The sequence below is a fragment of the Bradyrhizobium manausense genome (assembly GCF_001440035.1).
Classification (GTDB): Bacteria; Pseudomonadota; Alphaproteobacteria; order Rhizobiales; family Xanthobacteraceae; genus Bradyrhizobium; species Bradyrhizobium manausense.
The window spans coordinates 46,207-70,952 of record NZ_LJYG01000102.1; the positions used below are offsets into that span (position 1 = coordinate 46,207).

The following is a 24,746-nucleotide window of genomic DNA, read 5'->3' on the forward strand; positions in this document are numbered from 1 at the left end:
CTGAGACTGCCAGGGAGATGACACATGGCCGAGGACAAGAAGCCGAGCGGACCTGATCTGACCAAGGGCGTGGCGATTGGTGATTTCAAGGACGGCAAGCTGCTCGGCCATGTCGGCGAGGAGGACGTCCTGCTGGTGCAGGCCGGCAGCGAGATCTTTGCGATCGAGCCGCTTTGCAGCCACTATCATGGTCCGCTCGCCGAGGGGCTGGTGGTCGGCGACACCATCCGCTGCCCCTGGCATCACGCCTGCTTCGCCTTGCGGTCAGGCGAAGCCACGCGGCCGCCGGCGCTGAATGCGCTGGCAGTATGGGACGTCACGCGCGATCGGGACAGGATCACCGTTGCGCGCAAGCGCGAGGCGCCGAAGCCCTCGATCGCTCATCGCAGCGCGCCGACGTCAGAAAAATTCGTCATCGTCGGCGGCGGTGCGGCCGGCTTCGTGGCGGCCGAGACGCTTCGCCGCGAGGGCTTTGCCGGCGCCATCACCATGCTCAGCAATGACGGCGCGATGCCGGTCGACCGGCCCAACCTCTCCAAGGACTATCTCGCCGGCAACGCGCCGGAGGACTGGCTGCCGCTGCGCGGCGAGGACTATTATCAGGACGCCGGCATCGATCTCAGGCTCAATACCAGCGTCTCGGGGATCGACCCGAAGACGCGCAGCGTCACGCTCGGCAATGGCGACAAGCTGCCATTCGATCGTCTGCTGCTCGCAACCGGTGCCGAGCCGGTCAGGCTGCAGATACCAGGCGCCGACCAGCCGCATGTCCACATCTTGCGCTCCGTCGCCGACAGCCGCGCCATCATCAAGGCATCAGGCAGCGCCAAGCGCGCGCTGGTGATCGGCGCCAGTTTCATCGGGCTCGAGGTCGCGGCCTCCTTGCGCGCGCGCAAGATCGAGGTTCACGTGGTCGCGCCCGAGGAGCGGCCGATGCAGAAGGTGCTCGGCCCCGAGATGGGTGACTTCGTCCGGTCACTGCACGAAGACAATGGCGTGATCTTTCATCTCAACGACACCGTCGAGAAGCTCGATGGCACCCGTGCCGCGCTGAAGAGTGGCGGCATGATCGAGGCCGACCTCGTCATAGCAGGCATCGGGGTCAAGCCCCGCCTCGCGCTGGCGGAGCATGCGGGGCTTGCCGTCGATCGCGGCGTCAGCGTGAGCGAATATCTCGAGACCAGCGTCGCTGGAATCTTCGCGGCCGGCGATATCGCGCGGTGGCCGGATCCGCATTCGCGGCAGACCATCCGCGTCGAGCACTGGGTGGTGGCGGAGCGGCAGGGCCAGACCGCGGCGCGCAACATGCTCGGCAGACGCGAGCGTTTCGACGCCGTGCCGTTCTTCTGGAGCCAGCACTACGATGTGCCCATCAACTATGTCGGCCACGCCGAGAGCTATGACGACATCGCGATCGAGGGCAGCATCAAGGACCGGGATTGCCTGTTGCGGTACCGCAAGGATGGCCGGGTGCTCGCCGTCGCCTCGATTTATCGCGATCTCGATAATCTCAAGGCCGAGCTGGAGATGGAGCGGTCGCGCGCTTGATCTGCGTCAACGTCGGTGGCCGCCTGGCTGATTTGCTGGCTGCGGTCCCGGTGCCGTGCTATCCTGAGATGTGCTCTGGGGCATCACATGCAGGAGGTGCGTCATGACGTCCACTTCGGATACCTCTTCCCATCTCGGCCTCGGTTCCGGCGTTGCGGCGCTGCATGGCAAATGGGGCTGGATCGTCGCCATGGGTGCGGTCTATCTCATCGCCGGCTTCGTCGCGCTCGGCAGCGTCGTGATGGCGACGGTGGCGAGCGTGCTCGTGGTCGGTGCGATGATGATCGTCGCCGGTGCAGTCGAGATCATCGGCGCCTTCCAGATGAAGAGCTGGGGCAAGTTCCTGATCTGGGTGCTGCTCGGCGTGCTCTACGTCATCGCCGGCATCCTCACCTTCGACAACCCGCTGTTCGCGGCAGTCTTGCTGACGCTGTTTCTGGGCATATCGCTGATCGCCTCCGGTGCCGTCAGGCTGTTTCTCGCCTTCAGCATGAAGCGCGAGAGTCCGTGGGTGTGGGTCGCGTTATCAGGCGCCATCACGCTGCTGCTCGGCCTGTTGATCGTGGCGCGCTGGCCGGTCAACAGCGTCTACATCCTCGGCCTGTTCCTCGGCATCGATTTGATCATGGCGGGCGCAGGCTGGATCAGCCTCGGCCTCGCGCTGAAGCGGCGCGGATAGCAATCGGCAACTCGACGCCGGGCCGCCGACGAATCGCGGCGGCAACAAGGCCGTGCGCGACCTCGTCGCCGCGGCCACATCGTGGTGTTCAGGAGTTCCCGGCCACTGCGGGTTTCATGGGCGCCTGCGCGGGGGCCTCGCCGCTGAGCGCGTAAGACTCCGGGGTATGTGAGCGATCACTACCGAGGTCATGTTGCTGACTCATTCCCTGTTTTAGACAGCGACAATGAAAACACGCGGGGCCGCTTAGGTTCTCGCAACGGTTCCGCGGCCAGGGGTTGGCGCGAATTCGCAAGAGACTGGCGCAAGTTCAAGAACGCTGACGCGTTCGCTTGGCCATGTCCTGCGACATCGGGAACCGCACGAAAATCAAAGGAGATGTAATGGTGTTCCGCTCGAGCGCCGCAACTTGCGGCGCCCTGGTTGCGCTTGTCGTTTCAGTAACCGTTGCTCGCGGTGAAACAAGTGGGGTTCAATCAAGTGCCGTCGTCGAGGCAGCCTGCGAGGGAGCGATCGTTGGCGCTGCATCGACCTATAATCCATTCAAGCCCGGCAAGGAGGAGGGTGGACCGAAAACGGCCTCCGGCGAGCGTTACGATCCCGAGGTGTGGACCGCTGCGATCAAGACGAGCTTGCGTCGGAAGTTCGGCGGGGTCCAATTCGGCGCTAGACCGAAATTTGCGCTGGTCGAAGCTGTCGGCAAGAAGGTCATCGTCAAGATCAACGACGTGGGGCCGCTCAGGCCCGGCCGCATCATCGACCTCAACGAGCGGACGATGCGCCATTTCGATCCGCGCATGAAGCTTGGCGTCATTCCCGACGTCACGGTCAGGCCGCTGTCCGGCGATGGTTGGACCCCGGGGCCGGTGGGCTGAAGCTTCGTTGATCTGGACCAACGAGGAAATGCCGCGGGATGGCACGATGTGATCGCGCCTTCCCGCTCGCATCGTGCGGAGCCTCGTCATGTGGGTCCTGACGTATGTGTTCTCCTATTCGATCAGTCCCGCGAGAGCACCGTCCCAGTCGCTTCAGCTGCGGTTTTGGCACAAACTGCACAGACGCGCTGCGCTATCATAGGTTAACTTTGGCCATGGCCAGCGAGCTGATCATACGTGTCGTCCTCGTTGCGGCCGCTGCTTTCACCGTGGCTGCCGCCTCCGTGCTCATTTTCGGCTATTGATCTATCTCAATCGACGCACCGCGCCTCGGCGTTTCCTGCGTTCGGCAGGACGGGCGGACGAGGTGCGATGATGCAGCCTTGGGCTTTGCATTCGCTGGTGTGGGGGCTGACGGCGATCGGCTTGATAGCCATCGTCTCCATGCTGCTTTGAGGTCGCCGGTGCCTGAGCGTCGCAGATCCAGGCGCGCCGGCGGATGATGAGGCATCACAGGCGAGCCCATCCTCATCGTGTTCGGCGGTCTTCCCGCCACCATGACGGCATCATGCCGATGGCGGTCATCCCGCCTTGGCGATGCGGTTGTCCGCACGCAGGTTCTGGAAGAATTTTTCCACCTCCCGCGACAGCGTGTCCGCGGTCGTGGTCAGGCTGCTCGCCGCTGACAGCACCGAGGATGCCGCCGTATCCGTCTCGCCGATGGCGTCACGCAGCGAGGTGATGTTGGCGACCAGCGTCTCGTTGCCCTGGGCTGCGCTCTGCGCATTGGACGAGATCTCGCGCGTGGCCTGGTCCTGCTGGCCGACGGCACCTGCTATCGCCGAGGTGACCTCGTTGATCTCGCGCACCGCGCCACCGATCTCGCGCACCGCTTCCACCGCGTTGCGGGTGGAGGCCTGGATCATCGCGACGTTCTCGCTGATGTCGGCGGTCGCCTTCGCCGTCTGTCCCGCCAGCGCCTTCACTTCGTGCGCGACGACGGCAAAGCCGCGGCCGGCATCGCCGGCACGGGCGGCCTCGATGGTGGCGTTGAGCGCAAGCAGGTTGGTCTGCTCGGCGATGGTCTGAATGAGGGTCAGCACGCCGTCGATGCGCTGCGTGGCGGCGGCAAGGCTCTCGATCTCGGCGATCGATTTCTCTGTGCGCTGGCCGGTCTGCTCGACCGCGCTTGCGCTCTGACGCACCTGGCGGCCGATCTCCTCGACAGAGGCCGACAGCTCCTCGGCCGCACCTGCGACCGCGGTGACGTTGTGCGAGGCCTGCTCGCTGGCGTTCGCTGCCGTTCCGGCGCGGTTGCTCGCATCCGCGGTGACGCGTGTGATGGTCTGCGCGGTCTCGCGCATGACACTGGCGTTGTCGCTGAGCCCGCGCATGATCGCGCCGATCGCCTCGCGGAACGCCTCGACCGATTGCTCGATATGGCGCGCGCGCTCTTCGCGCGCGGCGGAGTCCTGCGAGACCTGCGAGGCGAGGTTGCGGTTGCGGCCCATCGCGTCCTGGAACACCTCGATGGCGCGGGCCAGCGCACCGATCTCGTCGGCACGCCCCGAATGCGGCACCACGACATTCTCGGCGCCGTCGGCGACCTGCTTGATGGTCGCGGTGATCGCGGCGAGCGGCCGGGCGATCGAGCGGGCGATGATGATGATGCCGATCACGACCAGCGCCAGCGCCAGGCCGGCGAGGCAGGTCAGCACCAAGGACAGCGTGCGGTTGGTCTCGGTCTGAAGCGTGATCTGCCTGGCGCGCTCGGCATAGACCTTGGAGAGCGCCTCGAGGTCCTTGTTCAGCGCCGAGCGCACCGCGCGGTTGGCGTCGTTGTCGCCCCATTCGCGTCCCGCGGCTGCATTGATCTCGATGCCGCGGCGGACCAGCTCCTTGCGGAACTCGACGAACTGCTCGATGCGCTTCTTGAAGGTCGCGAACTGCTCGGCGTCATCGGCCTTGACGATGCTCTCCCAGCCCTTCACGACGCCGCGAATCTGCTCGTTGAACTTGAGCAGGCCCTCGCCGTATTTCTTCACCACCGCCGGCTCGGTCGACATGTAGACGCCGCGCGATTCCATCACGACCGCATAGACCAGCGAGTTGACGCGCTCGACATTCAACGCAGCCGCATTCGCCGTCTCGATCGCGCTGGTCAGCTCGGCACTGCGGCGGCTGTTGTAGTCGGACAGCATCGCGATCGCCGCGGTGAGCAGGGCGAACAGCGCGAAGATCGCATAGAGCTTGGTGGCAAGCGAGAAACGGCCTGCGAGGCCGGCGACATTCCCAGATCGGTCGATTTGCATGCTGTTCGGGCCCAGATGGCCAGGAGCGGCCGGTGTGCGCGGTCGTATAAATTGACGCAAAACTATGCAGAATGAAGATGGACGCAGTGTTAACGCCCAAGTCCGGCGCGTGCGCCGAAGCTCGAGGGAAATGCGAGCTATCTCAGTGGTTTGGTGCCGCGCGATCGGTTCCAGGCAGATTGATCCGGGCATCGCCCGGAATGCCCCAAACATCGGCGTGCATACTGACCGTCAAGCGCGTATTCCCTGACACCAGCGCCGCCTTTCGCGCCGACCGGAGTCGGTCACTGGCCGACGATTTCAGGAGGGGCCTTTGGTCTATCGCCACACCATCGACGCCACGACCTATCGCTTCGCCGACCTGCGCGACCTCCTGGCCAAAGCGACGCCGCCGCGCTCCGGGGACCGGCTGGCCGGCATTGCTGCCGAGAGCGCCGAGCAGATGATCGCGGCGCGAATGACGCTGGCCGACGTCCCCCTCGGGCGGTTCTTGCAGGAGGCCGTCATTCCCTATGAGGCCGACGAGGTCACCCGCCTGATCATCGACAGCCATGACGCCACGGCCTTCGCGCAGGTCTCTTCGCTGACGGTCGGAGCATTCCGCGACTGGCTGCTATCGGACGCCGCCACTCCCGAGACCTTGCGCAAGCTCGCGCCGGGCATCACGCCGGAAATGGCCGCCGCGGTGTCGAAGCTGATGCGCAACCAGGACCTGATCCTGGCAGCGCGGAAATGCGAGGTCACGACCGCCTTCCGCAACACCATCGGCCTGAAGGGGCGGATGAGCACGCGGCTGCAGCCCAACCATCCTTTCGACGACGCCAGGGGCATTACTGCCTCGATCCTCGACGGGCTGCTGCTTGGAGCCGGTGATGCCTGCATCGGCATCAATCCGGCGAGCGACGATCCGGCCGTGATCGGGCAATTGCTGCGATTGCTGGACGAGATCATCGCGCGACTGAAAATCCCGACGCAAGGCTGCGTGCTGACCCATGTCACCACGACGCTGTCGCTGATCGGGCAGGGCGTGCCCGTCGACCTCGTCTTCCAGTCGGTCGCCGGCACCGAGGCTGCCAACCGCAGCTTTGGCATCGACCTTTCGCTGCTGAAGGAGGCGCACGCAGCCGGACTGTCGCAGAAGCGCGGTACGGTCGGCGGCAACGTGATGTATTTCGAGACCGGCCAGGGCTCCGCGTTGTCGGCGGGCGCCCATCACGGCGTCGACCAGCAGACCTGCGAGTCGCGGGCCTATGCGGTGGCACGCGCTTTTGCCCCGCTGCTGGTCAACAGCGTGGTCGGCTTCATCGGCCCTGAATATCTTTACGACGGCAAGGAGATCATCCGGGCGGGGCTGGAGGATCATTTCTGCGGCAAGCTGCTCGGCCTGCCGCTTGGCATCGACATCTGCTACACCAACCATGCCGAGGCGGACCAGGACGACATGGATAATCTCCTGACGCTGCTCGCCGCGGCCGGCGTCACCTTCATCATGGGGGTGCCCGGCGCTGACGACGTCATGCTGAACTACCAGTCCACGTCCTTCCACGACGCGCTCTATGTGCGCGACGTCTTCGGTGTGGCCCGCGCGCCGGAGTTCGACGACTGGCTGGTGCGATCAGGCATTGCCGGCGTCGACTTCCGGCTTGCGGGCGATGCGGGCCTCTTGCCCGATTTTGCCTCGCGGCTGATCGCGTGATGCGAAAACATCGGCAAAACCCTGTCCGCCGCCGTGAACCGGGGAAACCACTGGCGCGTCTCACGAATTAGTTCGCTGCCACAATATTGAGGAATTCCGGTCGCAGCGTTACGCTATGTTTCTGGAGACCTCGTCAGTACCGTCAGCAGAACGTGGTTGGGGGAAGTTCGATGCGCGCTGAAAGCAACGGAACGAGCCGAAAGATTCTCTGCGTCTTTCCGCGTTACACCTCATCCTTCGGCACCTTCGAGCACGCTTATCCGCTGACCGATGGCGTCCGCGCCTTCATGCCGCCGCAGGGCCTGTTGCTGCTCGCGGCCTACCTGCCCAGGGAATGGCAGGTCAAATTCGTCGACGAGAACCTCCGCCGCACGAGCAAGGAGGAGTTCGAATGGGCAGAGGCCGTCTTCGTCAGCGGCATGCACATCCAGCGCCAGCAGATGAACGACATCTGCCGCCGTGCCCATGAATTCGACCTGCCGGTGGCGCTCGGCGGTCCCTCGGTCAGCGCCTGCCCGGATTATTATCCCTCGTTCGACTATCTGCATGTCGGCGAGCTCGGCGATGCCACCAATCAGCTGATCGAGATTCTTTCGCGCGATACGTCGCGCCCCGAACAGCAGGTCGTGCTCACGACCAAGGACCGCGTGCCGATGACGGAATTTCCGATCCCGGCCTATGAGCTCGCCGACGTGAAGCGCTATTTCCTCGGCAGCATCCAATATTCCAGCGGCTGTCCGTATGAGTGCGAGTTCTGCGACATTCCCGGCCTCTACGGCCGCAACCCGCGGATCAAGACGCCGCAGCAGATCATCGCCGAGCTCGACCGCCTGCGCGAATGCGGCATGACCGACACGGTCTACTTCGTCGATGACAATTTCATCGGCAACCGCAAGGCCGCGATGGACCTGTTGCCGCACCTGATCGAATGGCAAAAGAAGACCGGCTATGTGATGCGGCTCGCCTGCGAGGCGACGCTCAACATCGCCAAGCGTCCCGAGATCCTCAAGAAGATGCGCGAGGCCTATTTCATCACCATCTTCTGCGGCATCGAAACGCCGGACCCGGACGCACTGAAGGCCATGCACAAGGACCACAACATGATGGTCCCGATCCTCGAGGGCGTGCGCACCATCAATTCCTACGGGATGGAGGTGGTCTCGGGCATCATCATGGGGCTCGACACCGACAAGCCCAACACCTCCGACGCGCTGCTCTCCTTCGTCGAGGAATCACGCATTCCGCTGCTCACCATCAACCTGCTTCAGGCCCTGCCGAAGACGCCGTTGTGGGACCGCCTGGAGAGGGAAGGGCGCCTGGTCGACGATGAGGGGCGCGATTCCAACGTCGACTTCCTGCTGCCTTATGACGAGGTTGTCGCGTCCTGGAAGCACGCCATGAGCGTCGCCTACGAGCCCGAGAAGGTCTACGAGCGCTTCCAGTATCAATGCGACCACGTCTACGTGCACCGCCTCAAGATGCCGGTGCCGGACGAGATGAAGACCTGGGCCAACATCCGGCGCGGCCTCGTCATGCTGCGCAACATCTTCTGGAAGGTCGGCGTGCTCGGCGATTACAGGCGCGTGTTCTGGAAATTCGCGCTGGGGCGGATCCGCCGCGGTGACATGGAGGGCCTGATCGGCTGCACCATGATCGCGCATCATCTCATCACCTTTGCGCGGGCGGCCACCAGCGGCAAGCAGAACGCCTCGAACTATTCGATCCGCTTGCGCGAAGCTTCCGTTCCCGCCGAATGAGCGACGAGCCCGTTCCGGCACGCCCGATCATCGACCTCAAATCGTTCACGCCTGCGCGCGTTGCGCTCGGGCGCAGTGGCGCGAGCCTGCCGACCAGGCCGCTGCTCGATTTCACGCTGGCGCATGCCCGCGCCCGCGATGCCGTGCATGCCGCCTTCGACGCGCCGCGTCTGGTTGCCGAAGTGAGGGCGCTCGGCCTTGCCGCCACCGAGGTCCGGAGCCGGGCCGCCGATCGCGGCGACTATCTGCGCCGGCCGGATCTTGGACGGCAGCTCGATGCCGCCTCCGCCGCGACGCTGGAGGGGATTGCCGCAGCGCCGTGCCAGCTTGCGATCGTCATCGGTGACGGCTTGTCGGCTGCTGCGGTCCATGCCCATGCGGCCAGGCTGCTGCAAAGCCTGCTGCCGCGCCTCGCCGAAGAGGAGGCGGTCGCGATCGGCCATGTCGTGGTCGCCTCAGGCGCGCGCGTCGCCCTTGGTGACGAGATCGGGGCTATCATCGGTGCCCGCATGATCGTGATGCTGATCGGCGAGCGGCCGGGGCTATCAGCGCCCGATAGCCTCGGGGCCTATCTGACCTTCGCGCCGAAGCCCGGCCTGACCGATGCCCAGCGCAATTGCGTGTCGAACATCCACAAGGCCGGCTTGAGCTATGACGAGGCGGCCCTCAAGATCGCCTGGCTGGTCCGCGAGGGGCTGGCGCGCCAGGCCACGGGCGTGGCGCTCAAGGACGAGAGCGCCGACCGCGCCCCGCGTCGAATCGGCACGGCTGTGCCAGAATGACGGGCATTCCGGCAAAATCGCCGCATCTTGATCGATTCGGAGACCCCCGGCGTGCTTGCGAGAAGGGCGCTTGACCTGCTAAACCGCTGCCGGCGATTTTCCGCGCGTTTTCAACGGGCAAGCCTCCCATTGGTATGGCGTTTTCAAGCCGTTCGCGGAGCGCAATAAGCTCTCAAGACCGAGTCGATTGAGGAACTGGACAAAGGCATGCTCGAAAAGCACCGCGAGAATGAGGTTCATGTCGACAAGGTCGAGCAGGGGCCTGCGTCCTCCATCGCCTTCGGGCTGGAGCGTCTCGGGCTGATCGCGGTCCGGGCGCCGATCGTCTCCTGCGTCATCCTGCTCGCGCTGATCGTCGCCGCCGTGTTCGGCATCGAGCGGATCAAGATCGACGATTCGCTGTCGCAGCTGTTCCGCTCCAACACCCGCGAATTCCGCCAGTACGAAGAGGTGACCAAGAAGTTCCCGGCCGAGGAGTTCGACGTCCTCGTCGTGGTCGAGGGCAAGACCCTGCTGGCGCGGAATAACCTCGAGAAGCTCCGTGACTTCGTCACCGACATGCAGCTGGTCGAGGGCACGCGCGGCCTCGTCTCGCTGTTCTCGGCGCGTCAGGCGCCGGCGCCGGGCAAGCTGCCGGCGGCGCTATTCCCGGCCGAGCTGCCCGAGGGCGCGGCCTATGACCAGTTCATCGAGACCGTCAAGAACAACGAGATCATCCGCGGCAAGCTGTTGTCCGAGGACGGCACGCTCGCGCTGATCGTGCTCTCGCTCGATCCGCAGGTGGTCGCCTCCAGCAAGCTCGGCAAGGTCGTCGGCGACATCCGCGCGCTGATGAAGGAGGATCTCGGCGACACCGGGCTCAGTGTGCAGCTGTCCGGCGTTCCGGTGATGCAGCTCGAGATCCGCAACGCGGTCGAGCGCGACGGCCTCACCTATAACATCCTCGGCATTCTCGCCGGCTGCATCATCGCCATCATCTTCTTCCGCAAGATCTCGTTCATGGTGGTGGCGGCATTCCCGCCGATGATCGCGATCCTGATCGCACTTGGCGCGCTCGGTTGGGCCAATTTCAATCTGAACATGTTCCTGAACGTGATGACGCCGCTCATCATGGTGATCTCGTTCTCGGACTCGATGCAGCTCACCTTTGCCGCGCGCGACCGGCTGATCGCAGGCCAGGACAAGTTCACCGCGTTCAGGAACGCGGTGCTGGTGGTGGGCCCGGCCTGCGTGCTGACGCATGGCACCGCCGGCATTTCCTTCATCGCGCTGCAGTTCTCGGACTCCGACCTGATCCGCAAGTTCGGCGAAGCGGGCTTGGCTGCCACCATCATCGCGCTCATCACGGTGCTGTCGCTGGTGCCGGTGTTCGGCGTGCTGTTCGTGCGCAACGAGAAGATTTTTGCGGTCAAGTTCCAGAGCGCGGACGCCGGCGTGCAGGCGCTGCGCAATTTCTGCTACTGGATCGCGGTGCGCATGGTCGGCCGGCCCGGTCTGTTCAGCCTGATCGCGCTGCTGTTCGTCGGCAGCCTCGGCGTCATCTACGCCAATCTTCAGCCGCGCTACCGGCTCGCCGACCAGGTGCCGGACAAGCGCCAGGCGGTGGCCGCCAGCAACCGGTTAGATGCCAAGCTGACCGGCGCCAATCCGGTCAACGTGTTGATCACGTTCCCCAAGGGTGAATCGCTGTACTCGCCGGAGACGCTGCAAACCATCGCAGACGTGCATGCGACCGTCGAGAAGGCGGCCGGCGTCGGCAACGTCTGGTCGCTGGAGACGCTGCGCCGCTGGCTGGCGGAAAAGGCCGGCAGCAGCGACGTTGCGACGCTGAAGGAATACGTGGGCGTCATCCCCGAGCATCTGGTGCGGCGCTTCATCGATGCCGAGCAGGACGCGGTGGTCGTGGCCGGCCGCGTGCCGGACAAGGATTCCAGCCAGCTTCTGCCGATCGTCGACAAGCTCGATTCCGAGCTCGACGTCGTCCGCAAGAAGCATCCCGGCTACGAGGTTGCCGTCACCGGTCTTGCCGCCATCGCCGCGCGCAACTCGGCTGGCATGATCGAGAAGCTGAACCGCGGACTCACCGTCGAATTCGCGCTGGTCGCGATCTTCATCGGCCTTGCCTTCCGCTCCTGGGTCGTGATGTTGGCCTGCATCCTGCCGGGCATCTTCCCGGTGGTGATGTCGGGAACGGTGCTGTGGGCGATGGGCGAGGGGCTGCAATTCGCCAGCGTCGTCGCGCTCACCGTCTCGTTCGGCCTCGGCTTGTCCGCGACAATCCACTTCCTCAATCGTCTGCGATTGGAGAGCAAGCCCGGCGTCGGCTCGGCGCTCGCAGTGGAGCGCGCGACCGTGCTGGTTGGACCTGCGCTGATCCTGACTACGGTGGTGCTGGCCTGCGGCCTCGTCGTCACGGTCTTCTCGGACCTGCCGTCGCTGCGGCTGTTCGGCTGGCTCAGCGCCTTCTCGATGGTGGCGGCACTGGTCGCCGACCTCTTCATCCTGCGGCCGACGGCGATGTGGCTGATCAACCTGCACGCCAAGCTGCACGGCGCCGACAAGCCGGCGATCTGAGCGGGACGACTAATTCTCGTCAGCAAAAAGCCCCGGCTCGAGAAGAGCCGGGGCTTTGTTGCTTTCGAGGTAGAGTGGGCAATCAGCCCTTCGTCATCGTGATGTTCACGCCGCGGATCTCGCCCTTGGACGAGATCTGCACCGTCTGCTTGGAGCCGTTGGTGCGCAGCGACAAATTGGCGGCAAAGCCGTTGGCCTCGACGAACACTTCAATCTGGCCGCCGCCGGCGGTGCCCTGCAAATTGCCAAAGATGTTGCGGTTGGACTCGCTCCAATTGCCGGAGATCCGCTCGCCCTGGCTGGTCACGTCGCTGGTGAGGTCGAATTTGTAGCTGTCGGAGGCGCAGTGCAGCGCCTGCTTGAGATTGAGGCCGGTGCCGGCGACCTTGTAGTCCGCCTTGCAGCGGATGCGCTCGGTCGAGCCGTCGGACAGCGACACCGTGCCGGTGCCGGTCCAGGCGCCGTCGAAGCCGGCGAACGGCCCGGACGACTGAGCGTGGCTTGTCGCAACAGAGAAGAGCAGCGCTGCAGCAATGCCGGCTGCCTTGATTGCCAGTTCAGATCGCCCAATGAATTTCATCATCAATATCCCGTTTTGGAACCACGGCTGCTTCATCGCAAGCCGTCTCGCCACATCGAAGGTTTAGTGTTGCCAGCCTGTGTCTGGTTCAAGTTCTGTGCCGCATAAGCCTGGTTGTCCGCGATGTCAGGCTCGCGAAGCGGTCTTGCTGCGGTCCGGCCCGGATTCCCTCCATTTCCCTATGTTCCCGGGCCAATTGGCCGGCTGGACAGATGCAGCTCTGCAACAGGTATGCAGTAAAACACCGCGTGCCGGAATTATAACGTAGTATCAAGCTCTTACATCTGCCAATGAAGGCCGAGGGAAGACCTGATTTGGTGGGCGCGGCGCCAATTTGGCCGCATTTACCAGCGCTTGTGCCTCCTCCGGTGCCGCACGCTTCCAGCGGCAACTTGCCATCAGAACAATCGGTTCCGGCTCTCCGCCCTGTGCTGTCCGGGATTGGTGCGATTCTGCCGTCAGAATGAAGGAATACAATGCGTAAGCTTCTCGTCGCTCTCACCGTGCTGTCGGCCACCCTGTCCACGGCTGCATTCGCCCAGCAGGGCGGCCGCGGTACCGAAGCCGAGCAGAAGGCCTGCACGCGCGACGTGCAGAAGTTCTGCCGTCCGGTTATCGATCAGGGCGATTTCACCATCCTGGCCTGCCTCAAGGAGAACCGGGCCAAGATCTCGCAGGCCTGCGACCAGGTCCTGAAGGATCATAACCAGTAAGATCGGCCACTGGCCCACAAGGGCGGCCGTGGGGCCGCCTTTTCCGGGCCGGATCCGCAAAGGGCTGCCATCGCGCGACAGGATTGGTTTTGCGGCCGTATTCCCCTATATGGGGGCCGCGGCGGCGTCGCCGGCATGAGCCCGCGCGAACGCAAAAGCCCTTTCTGTCCAAACGATTGTTGATCAGCCCTCGATGACCTCTGCGAGCGAATTGCGATCCGGCAAGGGTGACCGCGACGAGAATTTTCCCGTCGCGTCCTGGATCATTCATCCCAGTCATCGCGCCCTGATCCTGGCCTATTACAATTTCGTCCGGACCGCCGACGACATCGCCGACCACGGAAGCTTGCCGGCGGACGAGAAGCTTCGCTATCTCGACCTGCTCGAGGCGGAACTGCTCGGCAAGGGCGAGTCCCAGGCCGAGGCCGTCACCTTGCGGCGCGCGCTCGCCGAGCGCGGCATGGCGCCGCGCCACGCGCTCGACGTGCTGATCGCGTTCCGCATGGACGTGACCAAGCTGCGCTACGAGACCTGGGACGAGGTCATCCACTATTGCCGTTATTCGGCGATGCCGGTCGGCCGCTTCATGCTCGACGTCCATGGCGAGAGCACCTCGACCTGGGCGGCGTCGGATGCGCTGTGTGCGGGCCTGCAGATCAACAACCATCTGCAGGATTGCGGCAAGGATTATCGCGAGCTCAATCGCGTCTACCTGCCGCGCGACGCGCTGGCAGCACACGGTGCCTCGGTCGAGCAGCTCGGCCTCGCGCAGTCGCCGCCGGCGATGTTGGCCTGCCTGCAGTCGCTTGCCGTGCGCAACGAAGCGCTGCTGGGCGAGGGCAGGCCGCTGGCTGCCGAGATCCGGGATCTCCGCCTCGGCGTCGACGTCGCGGTGATCCAGGCCTATGCCGACCGCATCGTGCGTCTGTTGAAGGTGCGCGATCCCCTGCGCGAGCGCGTGCATCTGAACAAGTTCGAACTGCTCACCTTCAGCCTTGCCGGCATCGCCGGTGAGCTCGGCCGCCGTGCGATCGGCCGCAAGACCATCACCAATCCGGGGACTGCCCATGACGCTTGAGGCGACCGCGCCCGGCGCCAATTATGGCTCGTCCGCATCGAACAGCTCCTTCTACGCTGCGATGCGCATCCTGCCCCGCGACCAGCGCGAGGCGATGTTCCAGATCTACAGCTTCTGCCGCCAGGTCGACGACATCGCCGATTCCGACGGCCCGCGCGATCAGCGGCTCGCCGCGCTGCAGGAATGGCGCAACGACATCGACGCGCTCTACCAGGGCAATCCGCCGCCGCGGCTGAAGGACTACGTCGCCTCGGTGAAAACCTTCGGCCTGAAGCGCGAGGATTTCCTTGCCATCGTCGACGGCATGGAGATGGACGTGCCGCAGGACATCCGCGCGCCCGACATGGCGACGCTGGATCTGTACTGCGACCGGGTTGCCAGCGCCGTAGGGCGGCTGTCGGTACGCGTGTTCGGCCTGCCGGAAGAGGACGGCATCCTGCTCGCCCATCATCTCGGCCGCGCGCTCCAGCTCACCAACATCCTGCGCGACATCGACGAGGACGCGGGCCTCGGCCGGCTCTATCTGCCGCGCGAGGCGCTGCTGCATGCCGGCATCACCTCCAACGATCCGAACCGCGTCATCGCCGAGCGCGCGCTGCCGAAGGTCTGCATGCCGCTGACGCAGCGCGCGAAGGCGCATTTCGAGAAGTCGGACGAGATCATGAACCGCAACAAGCGTCGCGCGGTGCGCGCGCCGCGGATCATGTCGAAATACTACCATTCCATCCTGGACCTCCTGATCGCGCGCGGCTTCAACGCGCCGCGCGAACCGGTGCGTGTGTCGAAGGTCACACGCATTTTGATCCTGCTCCGCTACGCTTTCATCTGATGCAAAACACAGCTCACATCATCGGCGCTGGAATTTCCGGCCTCTCCGCCGCTGTGCGGCTCGCCAATGCCCGCTACAAGGTCGCCGTGCACGAGGCGACGCACCAGGCCGGCGGCCGCTGCCGCTCCTATTTCGACGGTGCCACCAATCTCACCATCGACAACGGCAATCATCTGCTGCTGTCCGGCAACAGCCACGCCCGCGCCTATGCGCGCGCGATCGGCACCGAGGCCGGCCTGGTCGGGCCTGAGACCGCGCAGTTTCCCTTCGTCGACATCAAGACGGGCCAGCGCTGGCAAATCGATCTCGGCAACAGCCGGCTGCCGACCTGGGTGTTCGACGAGGGCCGCCGTGTGCCCGATACGGGTCTCACCGATTATCTCAAGCTGGCGCCGCTGATCTGGGCGTCGGAGCAGACGCTGGTCGGCAAGTCGATTCCGTGCGAAGGCACGCTCTACCATCGCCTGGTGCAGCCGCTGCTGCTCGCGGCCCTCAATGTCGATCCGCCCGAAGGCTCGGCCGGGCTTGCCGGCGCGATCGTGCGCGAGACGCTGCTGGCGGGCGGGCAGGCCTGCCGTCCGCTGATCGCCCGCGACGGCCTCAGCGCGGTGCTGATCGAGCCCGCCGTGAAATTCCTGACAGAGCGGGGCCACACCGTTCAGCTCGGCCATGAGCTGCGCGGCTTCGTCACCACCGATGGCAAGGTCAGCGCGCTGAATTTCGGCGGCGAGGATGTGGTCCAGCTGGCTGCGGGCGACGTGGTCGTGATGGCGGTGCCGCCGCGCGCCGCGACGAGCCTGCTGCCGGGCCTGACCGCGCCGACCGAATTCCGCGCCATCGTCAATGCGCATTTCCGCTTTGAGCCGCCGCCGGGATCAGCGCCGATCCTGGGCGTGATCGGCGGCGTCGTGGAATGGCTGTTCGCGTTCCCGAACCGGCTCTCCGTCACCATCAGCAATGGCGACCGTCTCGTCGACATGCCGCGCGAGGAGCTCGCACAGACGATCTGGGATGACGTCTGCGCGGCCGGCGGGGTCTCCGGCGAGCTGCCCCCTTGGCAGATCGTGCGCGAGCGGCGTGCCACATTTGCGGCAACGCCGGCCCAGAATGCCCTGCGTCCGGGGCCGGTCACGTCGTTGAAAAACCTGTTTCTCGCCGGTGACTGGACTGCTACGGGATTGCCTGCAACGATCGAGGGATCGGTGCGGTCGGGTGATCGCGCCGCCGATCTGGTGCTGGCCGCCAAAAAATCCTGAAAAGCGGGCCTGATGCAATGTCCAGCTCACTTTCAAATCGACGCCAGGAGCAATCGAGCGACATGGATTCCGTGAACGCGACCAGCCGCGAAGCTTTGGAATCGAGCATTGCGTCAGCGACGCAAGGCGTGCTCGGCTTCCAGCAAGCCGACGGCCATTGGGTGTTCGAGCTCGAGGCCGACTGCACCATTCCGGCCGAATACATCCTGCTGCGCCATTATCTCGCCGAGCCGGTCGACGTAGCGCTCGAGGCCAAGATCGGCAACTATCTGCGCCGGGTCCAGGGCGCCCATGGCGGCTGGCCGCTGGTGCATGACGGCGAGTTCGACATGAGCGCCAGCGTGAAGGCCTATTTCGCGCTGAAGATGATCGGCGACTCCGTGGACGCGCCGCACATGGTGCGCGCGCGCGAGGCGATCCACGCCCGCGGCGGCGCGATTCACAGCAACGTCTTCACCCGCTTCCTGCTCGCGACATTCGGCGTCGTGACCTGGCGCGCGGTGCCGGTGCTGCCGATCGAGATCATGCTGCTGCCGTTCTGGTCGCCGTTCCATCTCAACAAGATCTCCTATTGGGCGCGCACCACCATGGTGCCGCTGATGGTGATCGCGGCGCTGAAGCCGCGGGCGAGGAATCCCAAAGGCGTCGGCATCGACGAACTGTTCCTGCAGGATCCGCGCTCGATCGGCATGACCGCGAAGGCGCCGCATCAGAGCATGGCCTGGTTCCTGCTGTTCCGTTCGCTGGATGCGATTCTGCGTGTCCTCGAGCCGATGTTTCCGAAGAGCTTGCGCAAGCGTGCGATCGATGCCGCGCTCGCCTTCACCGAGGAGCGGCTCAATGGCGAGGACGGCATGGGCGCGATCTATCCGCCGATGGCCAACATCGTCATGATGTACGACGCGCTCGGCAAGGACGAGAATTTCCCGCCGCGTGCGATCACGCGCCGCGGCATCGACAAGCTGCTGGTGATCAAGGGCGAGGAGGCCTATTGCCAGCCTTGCGTCTCGCCGGTGTGGGACACGACGCTGACGGCGCATGCGCTGCTGGAAGCCGGCGGCGACAAGGCGGTGCCTGCGGCCAAGCAGGGCCTCGACTGGCTGATCCCGAGGCAAGAGCTTGAGGTGAAGGGCGATTGGGCCGTGAAGCGCCCCGACGCGCGTCCGGGCGGCTGGGCGTTCCAGTACAACAATGCGCATTATCCCGATCTCGACGACACCGCCGTGGTGGTGATGTCGATGGACCGCATGCGCAGGGAGCACGGTACCACCGGCTACGATGCCGCGATCGACCGCGGCCGGGAGTGGATCGAGGGCATGCAGAGCGACGACGGCGGCTGGGCCGCCTTCGACGTCAACAACCTCGAATATTACCTGAACAACATCCCGTTCTCGGATCATGGCGCGCTGCTCGATCCGCCGACCGAGGACGTCACGGCGCGCTGCATCTCGATGCTCGGCCAGCTCGGCGAGACCGAGAGGACCAGCAAGCACGTCGCCGCCGGCGTCGCCTATTTGCGCAAGACCCAGCACCCCGAGGGGTCCTGGTATGGCCGCTGGGGCATGAACTTCATCTATGGAACCTGGTCGGTTCTGTGTGCTCTCAACATGGCCGGTGTCCGTCACGACGACCCCATGATGCGAAAGGCCGCCGCCTGGCTGGCCTCGATCCAGAACAAGGACGGCGGCTGGGGCGAGGACGCCGTCAGCTACCGGCTGGACTACCGGGGATGGGAACCTGCCCCCTCCACCGCCTCGCAAACGGCATGGGCCTTGCTTGCCTTGATGGCTGCTGGCGAGGTTGATCACCCGGCCGTCGCCCGCGGGGTGGAGTACCTGATTGCAACACAAAACGAAAAAGGACTGTGGGACGAGCAGCGCTACACCGCCACAGGCTTCCCCCGCGTGTTCTATCTACGGTATCATGGTTACCCGAAGTTCTTTCCGCTGTGGGCGCTGGCGCGATATCGGAACTTGCGGAACACCAACAGCAGGGTGGTAGGGGTCGGAATGTGACTTTGGGGACGGGGGACTATGTTACCGCGGGCAATGCCATTGATCCGCGGCCGATCTTGATCGTGACTGGACTTGTTCAGGAGGCCCGCATTGCCGCCGGCCCCGGGATGGCGGTCATTTGCTCGTCCAGCAGCCCGACGCAGTTGCGCGCGCTGCTGACGGTGGTTGATCCCCAGACGATTCGCGGCGTGATCTCGTTCGGCGTGGCCGGCGGGCTCGACCCGAGCTTGCGCTCCGGCGACGTCGTGGTGGCTTCAGAGGTGCTCTCGGGCGATGCCCGCTGGGCCGCCGGCCTGTCGCTCAGCGAGGACCTCATCGACAAGCTGACCTCCGGCCGCCGCCGGGTGGTGCGTGGCAGCCTCGCCGGTGCCGAGGAAGTGGTCACCGGCTCATCCTGCAAGGCGGCGTTGCATTCCGAGACCGGCGCCTTCGCCGTCGACATGGAGAGCCACATCGCCGCCGCCTATGCCGCCGAGGCCGGCCTGCCCTTCGCCGCGGTCCGCGTCATCAGCGACCCCGCCCACCGCGCGTTGCCGGCGCTCGCCCGCGCCGCCATCAAGCCCAATGGCCAGATCGACCTTGCTGCGGTCTTCCGCGGCATCGTCCGCAATCCGGCAACGCTCCATGCCCTGGTCTCCACAGGCCTCGACTTCAACCGCGCGCTGCGCTCGCTTCGCGGCTGCCGCGATTTCCTGATCGGCACGGAGCTGGTCGACAGCGAGGCGCTGGTGGCGGAGACGATCTGAGCGGTTTGTTCGAACCGAGAATACAGAAAAGGCCCGGTCGAGCGACCGGGCCTTTTTGTTGGTGCCGTGGGCCGGGTGGAGCGCGCCGTCGCGAAGTGTGCGCGTCGCGATCGGCTCACAAGGCCGACATCGCTGCTTCGAGAATATCGAGCGCGCGTAGCCCGGATGAAGCGAAAGCGAAATCCGGGATTGTGCCATAGGCACGTCGGCCCCGGATTACGCTGCGCTCCATCCGGGCTACGGAAGAAGGAAGGGGCCTACAACCCCGACATCGCTGCTTCGAGAATATCGAGAGCCTGGTCGAGCTCGTCCCGCGAGATCGTCAGCGGCGGGCATAGCGTGACCACGTTGCCGCCGCCGAGCTTGAAACTGAGACCTGCTTCCAGGCAGCGATACAACAGGCGCTCCGCGCGCGCGTTGGCATGAAGCTCGTCGCGGCGGCCGATCTCGACGCCGAGATAGAGGCCTGCGCCGCGCACCTCTGATATCAGGTTGTACCGCTCTGCCATCGATCGCAGCCGTTCGAGCGCGTGTGCGCCGAGCACGCGCGCCGTGGTGAGCAGCTGCTCGTCCTCGATCACATCGAGCGTGGCGAGCGCCGCAGCGCAGCCGACCGGGCTCTTCTCGTGGGTGTAGTGGCCGAGCGCGCCCTCGGGCACCACGTCGAGATCGGCCCGCGCCACGATCGCTGCCATCGGCATGATGCCGCCGCCGAGACCCTTGCCGAGCACCAGAATGTCGGGTGTGGTATCAGTCTGCTCGCAGACGAACATGGTCCCGGTGCGGCCGAGGCAGCTCGGCACCTCGTCGAAGATCAGGAGCGCCCCGTGCCGGTCGCAGCTCGCGCGCACGCGTGGCCAGAAACCTGATGGTGGCAGCTCGACCGTGGTCCAGCGCATCGGCTCGGCGATCACGGCCGCGACGTCGCCCTGCACCTCGAGGATATAATCGATGTAGTCGGCGAGGCGTTCATGCGCGCGGCCGTCCTGTCCGAAGAAGCGCGCGGCGAGGCCCGGCGGCGGCACATGCTCCGTGCCCGGCAGCAGCGGGCCGGCGCCGCGCCGGAACAGCGCTTCGCCGCCGATCGAGACCGCGTCGAGATTGGCGCCGTGGAAAGCATCCCACATCGACAGGGTCTTGTGTCGCCCCGTCGCATAGCGGGCAAGCTTCAGGGCCATGCCGATGGCGGCTGAGCCGCTGGGAGCCAGCAGCACTTTCTCGAGTGAACCGGGCGCCAGCTCGGCGAGGCGCCGGGCGAGGTCGATGGCGGATCTGTTGGTATAGCGGCGCGGGCAGAAGGGCAGGGTATCGAGTTGCGACTTGATGGCCGCCACGACGCGAGGATGACCGTAGCCGACCTGATGCACGCTGTTGCCGTGGAAATCGAGGATGCGCCGGCCCTGGAGATCGACGATGTGGCTGCCTTCGGCGCCAGTCGCCACGTTCAGGCACGGCGTCGACAGCGACTGTCGCAGGAACCAGCGCTCATCCTCGTCGAGCCATTGCTGGGTCTGCGCGTCGAGATGGCGCTGCTGGAATGCAAGTCGCTCCGCCGATAGATTGACGTCGCCCTCGGCGGCGCTCATGTCGGACGTGCTCATGTCGGACAAGCTCATGGCCGCTCTCCGCGGGCCAGCCGGCCCTCGATCGCTGCGATGACAGGGATGATGTCGGCGACGCCGTCGATCACGTAATGGGCGCCGGCGTCCGTCAGCCGCTCGATTGCGGCCGCGCGCCGCGCGGCGAAGGCTTGCGGCGGCAACGCCGCCGTGTCGGCCAGCGACAAGCCGAACTCGTTGCCGGTGACGGCAACGCCGACGGTCCAGCAGCCGCCGTTGAGGCCTTCCTTGATCCCGACGCCGGTGTCGTCGACCTTGACGCAGCTCCAGGCCGGCCAGACCGCGAGCTCCAGGAAGGCCTTGTAGAGCATGAACGGCGTCGGCCGGCCATCGGGCGTGTCGCCGGTGCAAACGATGCTGTCGGGCGCATAGCCTTGCGCGGCCGCGACCGGAATGACCTCGGCCATGATCTCGCGCGTGTAGCCGGTACTGGAGCCGATCTTCAGGCCGCGGCGCCGCAGGTGAGCGACAGCCTCAGCCACGCCCGGGATCAGGTCGGCGTAGCGGGCGGCGACCTCGACATTCATCGGCACGAACACCTGATAGAGCGCATCGATGTCGGCTTCGGTCGGCTCGTGCCCATGCTTGTCGCGCCAGGCGGCGGTGATCCGCGGCAGGCGCATGAGGGCGGCGATGTGCGGGCGCTTGGCCATGCCCATAGGCCCGCGTGCCTCGTCGACGGTGATGGTCACGCCGAAGCGCGCGAATGCCTCGACGAACACGCCCATCGGGGCCAGCGAGCCGTGGTCCACCGTCGTGCCGGCCCAGTCGAACACCACGGCCCTGACGTGCTCGAACGTATCGCTCATGCCGCTCGGCTCCCGGATGTCAGTTCGTCAATGACTTCCTCGGCAATCGCAAACGAGGTGCTGGCGCCGGTGCCGCTGGTGATCATGACGAGGCGCACGGTTTGAGATGGGCGATCGATCAGCATCAGCCGGTCAGACGCCGAAGCGTAAGTGCCGATCCAGCGCTCGCGGATGACGGGTGTTGGCCAGGCCAGGACCTGCCGGAATTCGTCCATGATCAACTCGTCCACCGCTTCAGGACCGAACGGGTCCGGCGTCGCGTCATAGTGATGGGAATCCCCGACGACGAGCGAGCCATCCTCGCTCTGCACGGCGATCAGATGCACACCGTTGGCCAGATGCTCGCCCTGCTCGGATTCAAGTCGCTGCTTCAGCGCGGCCGCCTCCGGCAGTTCGGCGTAGCCGAGATAGCGCACGAGGCCGAGGTCCGACATCACGGCCGCGTTGAAGCGCGGCGTCGTGCTCGCGGACGCGACCCGCAGCATGTGCAGCTTGCAGCGGACGAGGCCGTAAGCGCTGATGCGTTCCGGATAGAGGCTCAGGAAATCGTCGCCGGGGCAGACCACGCAGAGCCGGGCGCGGACCGGCCCGCGCGTGGTGTCGATGTCAGGCGGGGCGACCTCCCTGGCCAGCGTCTGATACAGGAAGGTGACGCCGTGCACCTCGGCGAGCCACTTCGCCAGCGCCGGCACGGCAATGCGCGACTCCACCCGCAAATCGTGCGGGCTCGCCAGCACGGCTTGCAGATCGTCGGTGCGCAGCATCGGGAAGCGGCGGCCCGCCTCAAGCGGGCTCAGAAGCTCGCAACCTTCGCCCATCTCGGTGGCGCGGAACGCCTCGAGCACCGCCGCGGCTTCCGGCCGTCGCACCGCGACCGCAAGCCCGGCATGCTCGATCCTGATGCCCGCGGCCGCGGCCACTTCGGCCCAGACCTGCCGCGACCGCATCGCCCGCTGCCAGCACTGGCCGCGTTGCTGCCCGGTGACGGTGACGAAGCCGAAATTGCGGATCGAGGCACCGTTCGCCCTTGCGTCGCGCTCGATGACCACGACCCGCAGGCCGCGGCGCACGCCCGCAAGCGCGTGGGCCAGACCACAGATGCCGCCGCCGATCACGGCCAGATCGAATTCGTCCCCGGACACGCTCACCGTTTTCTCCACATCTGCGCGCGCGCAAGATAGCCCTGCGTGAGTAACATATAGATGGTGCGTGTGACGGCCGCTGTGGCGAACACCACCATGGCCATGGCTGCCGCCGGGGCCACGTCGCCCGCGTCATCCATGTTGAGCACGGCGATGGCCGCAAGCGTCGTGTGCGGCGCGTAGATGAAGACCACCGCTGATACGGTCGTCATCGCGTTCACGAACAGGTACATGGCGATATCAAGCACGGCCGGCAGGCAGACCGGCAAGGTCACGCGCATGAAGGTACGCCAGAACGGCACCTTGAGCGATGCCGAAACGGTCTCGAACTCCTGGTCGATCTGCTTGAGCGCCGTCACCGCGGTCAGGTGCGAGACCGAGTAGAAATGCGAGATGGTGCAGATGACGAGGATGGCCATCGTGCCGTAGATGAAGTTCAGCGGATTGGCCGGGTTGTTGAAGAAGAAGATGTAGCCGAGGCCAAGCACCAGCCCGGGAACGGCCAAGGGAAGCAGCGCGAGAAACTGCACGAAGCCTCTGATGGCGCGAAAGCGCGGGGTCTTCTCGACCAGATAGGCGCCGGTAAAGATCACCGCGGTCCCGAACAGCGCGGTGAGCCCGGCCATGACCAGCGAGTTGAAATAGCTGCGCCAGCCGCCGCCATCCATCATGTCGAAGTCGAAGTTCTTCAAGCTGGGCGTCAGATTGTAGGGCCAGAGCGTCGCGATCGAGGCGAAGAAGGACACGCCGAGAATGACCAGGATCGCGAACGCGATCAGCGAGCAGATCGCCAGCATGGCGCGATCGATCGTGGCGTCGGGCTTGGGCGCATACGGCACGGCGCGCGCGGAGAGCAGCGCCAATTGGCGCCGCTGCATCAGCTGGTCGACGACGAAGGCCAGCGCCGCCGGCAACAGCAGGATCAGGCCGACCACCGCGCCCATCTGGAAATTCTGCTGCCCGACCACCTGCTTGTAGATGTCGGTCGCGAGCACGTTGAACTTGCCGCCGATGACCTTGGGCACGCCGAAATCGGTGATGACAAGGGTAAAGACGACGAAGACCGCGCTGATCAGTCCGTAGCGTGCGCCAGGAATGGTCACCGTCCAGAAGGTGCGGTGCGAACTTGCCCGCAACGCTTCCGCGGCCTCGTACAGACGCGCGTCCGAAATCGCCAGCGCCGTGGTGATGATGATGAGCGCGTGCGGGAAGGTCCAGAACACCTCGCCCATGACGATGCCGATCGGGCCGTAGATCGATGCGCCGAACAGCATCCATTTGACGAGGCCCTGGTTGCCGAACAGGTAGACGAGGCTGATCGCGGGCAGCAGCGAGGGCGCGAGTATCGGGATTTGCGCGATGATGCGGAACAGTCCGCGCCCCGGCATGCAGGTGCGGGTCAGCCCATAGGCGTAGACGAAGGCGAGCAGAACGCAGATGAACGTGCTCAGCAGCGAGACCCAGATCGAGTGCCAGATCGAATTGGCCAGCGCTGGACTGGCGAAATAGGCCTGGAAATTGGCGAGGCCGACGAAGCTGCCATCAGCCGCCTGGAAGCTCTTGGACAGCAGCGCCCAGAGCGGCAATAGCACGGTGACGATCAACCAGAGACCGAGCGCGACCACTGCGCCGCGCATGATCCAGTCGTCGCGCCCGAGCTTCTGCCGCAGCGGTGCGATCGCAGCGGCACGGTCCGGCAGACTCAGCGTCTCGGTCGTCATCGCTGCTGTCCCGTG

Annotated in this window: 19 protein-coding genes; 13 read left to right on the forward strand and 6 right to left on the reverse strand. The window is 65.3% G+C overall.

The features are described 5' to 3' along the window. Positions 1-24 precede the first annotated feature (24 nt). The 3 genes from AOQ71_RS26240 (at position 25) to AOQ71_RS26250 (ending at position 3,102) form a co-directional block, all read left to right on the forward strand. Positions 25-1,548, forward strand: a complete 1,524-nt coding sequence (locus tag AOQ71_RS26240) for an FAD-dependent oxidoreductase (protein WP_057752977.1) — start codon at positions 25-27, stop codon at positions 1,546-1,548. Between the two features lie 103 nt (positions 1,549-1,651). Then, the gene (locus tag AOQ71_RS26245) at positions 1,652-2,227 is read left to right on the forward strand and encodes an HdeD family acid-resistance protein (RefSeq protein WP_057752978.1); all 576 of its coding nucleotides are present in this window, start codon (positions 1,652-1,654) and stop codon (positions 2,225-2,227) included. 383 nt (positions 2,228-2,610) lie between these two features. Then, positions 2,611-3,102, forward strand: coding sequence for a septal ring lytic transglycosylase RlpA family protein (locus AOQ71_RS26250; RefSeq protein ID WP_057752979.1), 492 nt, complete (start codon positions 2,611-2,613; stop codon positions 3,100-3,102). A gap of 581 nt (positions 3,103-3,683) precedes the next feature. Here AOQ71_RS26250 and AOQ71_RS26255 read toward each other — a convergent pair. Beyond that, the gene (locus tag AOQ71_RS26255) at positions 3,684-5,414 is read right to left on the reverse strand and encodes a methyl-accepting chemotaxis protein (protein WP_057752980.1); all 1,731 of its coding nucleotides are present in this window, start codon (positions 5,412-5,414) and stop codon (positions 3,684-3,686) included. A gap of 313 nt (positions 5,415-5,727) precedes the next feature. Here AOQ71_RS26255 and AOQ71_RS26260 point away from each other — a divergent pair, with 313 nt between their 5' ends. The 4 genes from AOQ71_RS26260 to AOQ71_RS26275 all read left to right on the forward strand — a co-directional run bounded on the left by AOQ71_RS26260 (position 5,728) and on the right by AOQ71_RS26275 (position 12,223). Continuing rightward, positions 5,728-7,110 carry an ethanolamine ammonia-lyase subunit EutB gene (locus AOQ71_RS26260; protein WP_057752981.1) on the forward strand — a complete coding sequence of 461 codons (1,383 nt, stop codon included), beginning with the start codon at positions 5,728-5,730 and terminating at the stop codon, positions 7,108-7,110. A gap of 170 nt (positions 7,111-7,280) precedes the next feature. Beyond that, the gene (locus AOQ71_RS26265; protein WP_057752982.1) at positions 7,281-8,867 is read left to right on the forward strand and encodes a B12-binding domain-containing radical SAM protein; all 1,587 of its coding nucleotides are present in this window, start codon (positions 7,281-7,283) and stop codon (positions 8,865-8,867) included. Beyond that, positions 8,864-9,649 carry an ethanolamine ammonia-lyase subunit EutC gene (gene eutC / locus AOQ71_RS26270; RefSeq protein WP_057752983.1) on the forward strand — a complete coding sequence of 262 codons (786 nt, stop codon included), beginning with the start codon at positions 8,864-8,866 and terminating at the stop codon, positions 9,647-9,649. Before AOQ71_RS26265 ends, eutC begins: the two co-directional genes overlap by 4 nt. A 207-nt stretch (positions 9,650-9,856) precedes the next feature. Beyond that, positions 9,857-12,223: an efflux RND transporter permease subunit gene (locus AOQ71_RS26275; protein ID WP_057752984.1), complete on the forward strand. Its 2,367-nt coding sequence runs from the start codon at positions 9,857-9,859 to the stop codon at positions 12,221-12,223. Positions 12,224-12,305: 82 nt separating this feature from the next. On the opposite strand, the gene AOQ71_RS26280 is transcribed toward AOQ71_RS26275, so the two are convergent. Beyond that, positions 12,306-12,803, reverse strand: coding sequence for a hypothetical protein (locus AOQ71_RS26280; protein ID WP_057753102.1), 498 nt, complete (start codon positions 12,801-12,803; stop codon positions 12,306-12,308). Between the two features lie 476 nt (positions 12,804-13,279). On the opposite strand from AOQ71_RS26280, the gene AOQ71_RS45400 reads away from it, so the two are divergent. The 6 genes from AOQ71_RS45400 (at position 13,280) to AOQ71_RS26310 (ending at position 19,440) form a co-directional block, all read left to right on the forward strand. Then, positions 13,280-13,516, forward strand: coding sequence for a hypothetical protein (locus AOQ71_RS45400; RefSeq protein WP_057752985.1), 237 nt, complete (start codon positions 13,280-13,282; stop codon positions 13,514-13,516). A 193-nt stretch (positions 13,517-13,709) separates the two neighbouring features. Next, complete coding sequence (gene hpnC, locus AOQ71_RS26290) at positions 13,710-14,594, forward strand: squalene synthase HpnC (RefSeq protein ID WP_057752986.1); 885 nt, start codon at positions 13,710-13,712, stop codon at positions 14,592-14,594. Beyond that, positions 14,584-15,423 (forward strand): presqualene diphosphate synthase HpnD, encoded by an 840-nt coding sequence (gene hpnD / locus AOQ71_RS26295; protein WP_057752987.1) that lies wholly within the window; start codon positions 14,584-14,586, stop codon positions 15,421-15,423. Before hpnC ends, hpnD begins: the two co-directional genes overlap by 11 nt. Next, complete coding sequence (gene hpnE, locus AOQ71_RS26300; RefSeq protein ID WP_057752988.1) at positions 15,423-16,679, forward strand: hydroxysqualene dehydroxylase HpnE; 1,257 nt, start codon at positions 15,423-15,425, stop codon at positions 16,677-16,679. The genes hpnD and hpnE overlap by 1 nt, the downstream gene beginning before the upstream one ends. A 62-nt stretch (positions 16,680-16,741) precedes the next feature. Continuing rightward, a complete protein-coding gene (gene shc, locus AOQ71_RS26305; RefSeq protein WP_057752989.1) occupies positions 16,742-18,694 on the forward strand; it encodes a squalene--hopene cyclase in 1,953 nt (650 codons plus the stop codon). Next, entirely contained in the window at positions 18,691-19,440 is a 750-nt protein-coding gene (locus tag AOQ71_RS26310) for a phosphorylase (protein WP_057752990.1), read from the forward strand. The genes shc and AOQ71_RS26310 overlap by 4 nt, the downstream gene beginning before the upstream one ends. A gap of 257 nt (positions 19,441-19,697) precedes the next feature. On the opposite strand, the gene pbfA is transcribed toward AOQ71_RS26310, so the two are convergent. From pbfA to AOQ71_RS26330, 4 genes are read right to left on the reverse strand one after another with little or no spacing between them, the layout of a single operon-like run. After that, entirely contained in the window at positions 19,698-21,056 is a 1,359-nt protein-coding gene (pbfA, locus tag AOQ71_RS26315; protein ID WP_245317148.1) for a (R)-1-hydroxy-2-aminoethylphosphonate ammonia-lyase, read from the reverse strand. Further along, on the reverse strand, positions 21,053-21,868 hold the full coding sequence (gene phnX, locus AOQ71_RS26320; RefSeq protein ID WP_057752991.1) for a phosphonoacetaldehyde hydrolase: 816 nt from the start codon (positions 21,866-21,868) through the stop codon (positions 21,053-21,055). Before phnX ends, pbfA begins: the two co-directional genes overlap by 4 nt. Then, a complete protein-coding gene (locus AOQ71_RS26325; protein ID WP_057752992.1) occupies positions 21,865-23,016 on the reverse strand; it encodes a TIGR03364 family FAD-dependent oxidoreductase in 1,152 nt (383 codons plus the stop codon). Before AOQ71_RS26325 ends, phnX begins: the two co-directional genes overlap by 4 nt. Continuing rightward, entirely contained in the window at positions 23,013-24,731 is a 1,719-nt protein-coding gene (locus AOQ71_RS26330; protein ID WP_057752993.1) for a putative 2-aminoethylphosphonate ABC transporter permease subunit, read from the reverse strand. Before AOQ71_RS26330 ends, AOQ71_RS26325 begins: the two co-directional genes overlap by 4 nt. Positions 24,732-24,746 lie beyond the last annotated feature (15 nt).

Excerpts from the sequence above, each read along its gene's own strand:
- AOQ71_RS26240 (WP_057752977.1), top strand. The coding sequence starts at position 25 with ATGGCCGAGGACAAGAAGCCGAGCGGACCTGATCTGACCAAGGGCGTG.
- AOQ71_RS26245 (WP_057752978.1), top strand. The coding sequence starts at position 1,652 with ATGACGTCCACTTCGGATACCTCTTCCCATCTCGGCCTCGGTTCCGGC.
- AOQ71_RS26250 (WP_057752979.1), top strand. The coding sequence starts at position 2,611 with ATGGTGTTCCGCTCGAGCGCCGCAACTTGCGGCGCCCTGGTTGCGCTT.
- AOQ71_RS26255 (WP_057752980.1), bottom strand. The coding sequence starts at position 5,414 with ATGCAAATCGACCGATCTGGGAATGTCGCCGGCCTCGCAGGCCGTTTC.
- AOQ71_RS26265 (WP_057752982.1), top strand. The coding sequence starts at position 7,281 with ATGCGCGCTGAAAGCAACGGAACGAGCCGAAAGATTCTCTGCGTCTTT.
- eutC (WP_057752983.1), top strand. The coding sequence starts at position 8,864 with ATGAGCGACGAGCCCGTTCCGGCACGCCCGATCATCGACCTCAAATCG.
- AOQ71_RS26275 (WP_057752984.1), top strand. The coding sequence starts at position 9,857 with ATGCTCGAAAAGCACCGCGAGAATGAGGTTCATGTCGACAAGGTCGAG.
- AOQ71_RS26280 (WP_057753102.1), bottom strand. The coding sequence starts at position 12,803 with ATGAAATTCATTGGGCGATCTGAACTGGCAATCAAGGCAGCCGGCATT.
- AOQ71_RS45400 (WP_057752985.1), top strand. The coding sequence starts at position 13,280 with ATGCGTAAGCTTCTCGTCGCTCTCACCGTGCTGTCGGCCACCCTGTCC.
- hpnC (WP_057752986.1), top strand. The coding sequence starts at position 13,710 with ATGACCTCTGCGAGCGAATTGCGATCCGGCAAGGGTGACCGCGACGAG.
- hpnD (WP_057752987.1), top strand. The coding sequence starts at position 14,584 with ATGACGCTTGAGGCGACCGCGCCCGGCGCCAATTATGGCTCGTCCGCA.
- hpnE (WP_057752988.1), top strand. The coding sequence starts at position 15,423 with ATGCAAAACACAGCTCACATCATCGGCGCTGGAATTTCCGGCCTCTCC.
- shc (WP_057752989.1), top strand. The coding sequence starts at position 16,742 with ATGGATTCCGTGAACGCGACCAGCCGCGAAGCTTTGGAATCGAGCATT.
- pbfA (WP_245317148.1), bottom strand. The coding sequence starts at position 21,056 with ATGAGCTTGTCCGACATGAGCACGTCCGACATGAGCGCCGCCGAGGGC.
- phnX (WP_057752991.1), bottom strand. The coding sequence starts at position 21,868 with ATGAGCGATACGTTCGAGCACGTCAGGGCCGTGGTGTTCGACTGGGCC.
- AOQ71_RS26330 (WP_057752993.1), bottom strand. The coding sequence starts at position 24,731 with ATGACGACCGAGACGCTGAGTCTGCCGGACCGTGCCGCTGCGATCGCA.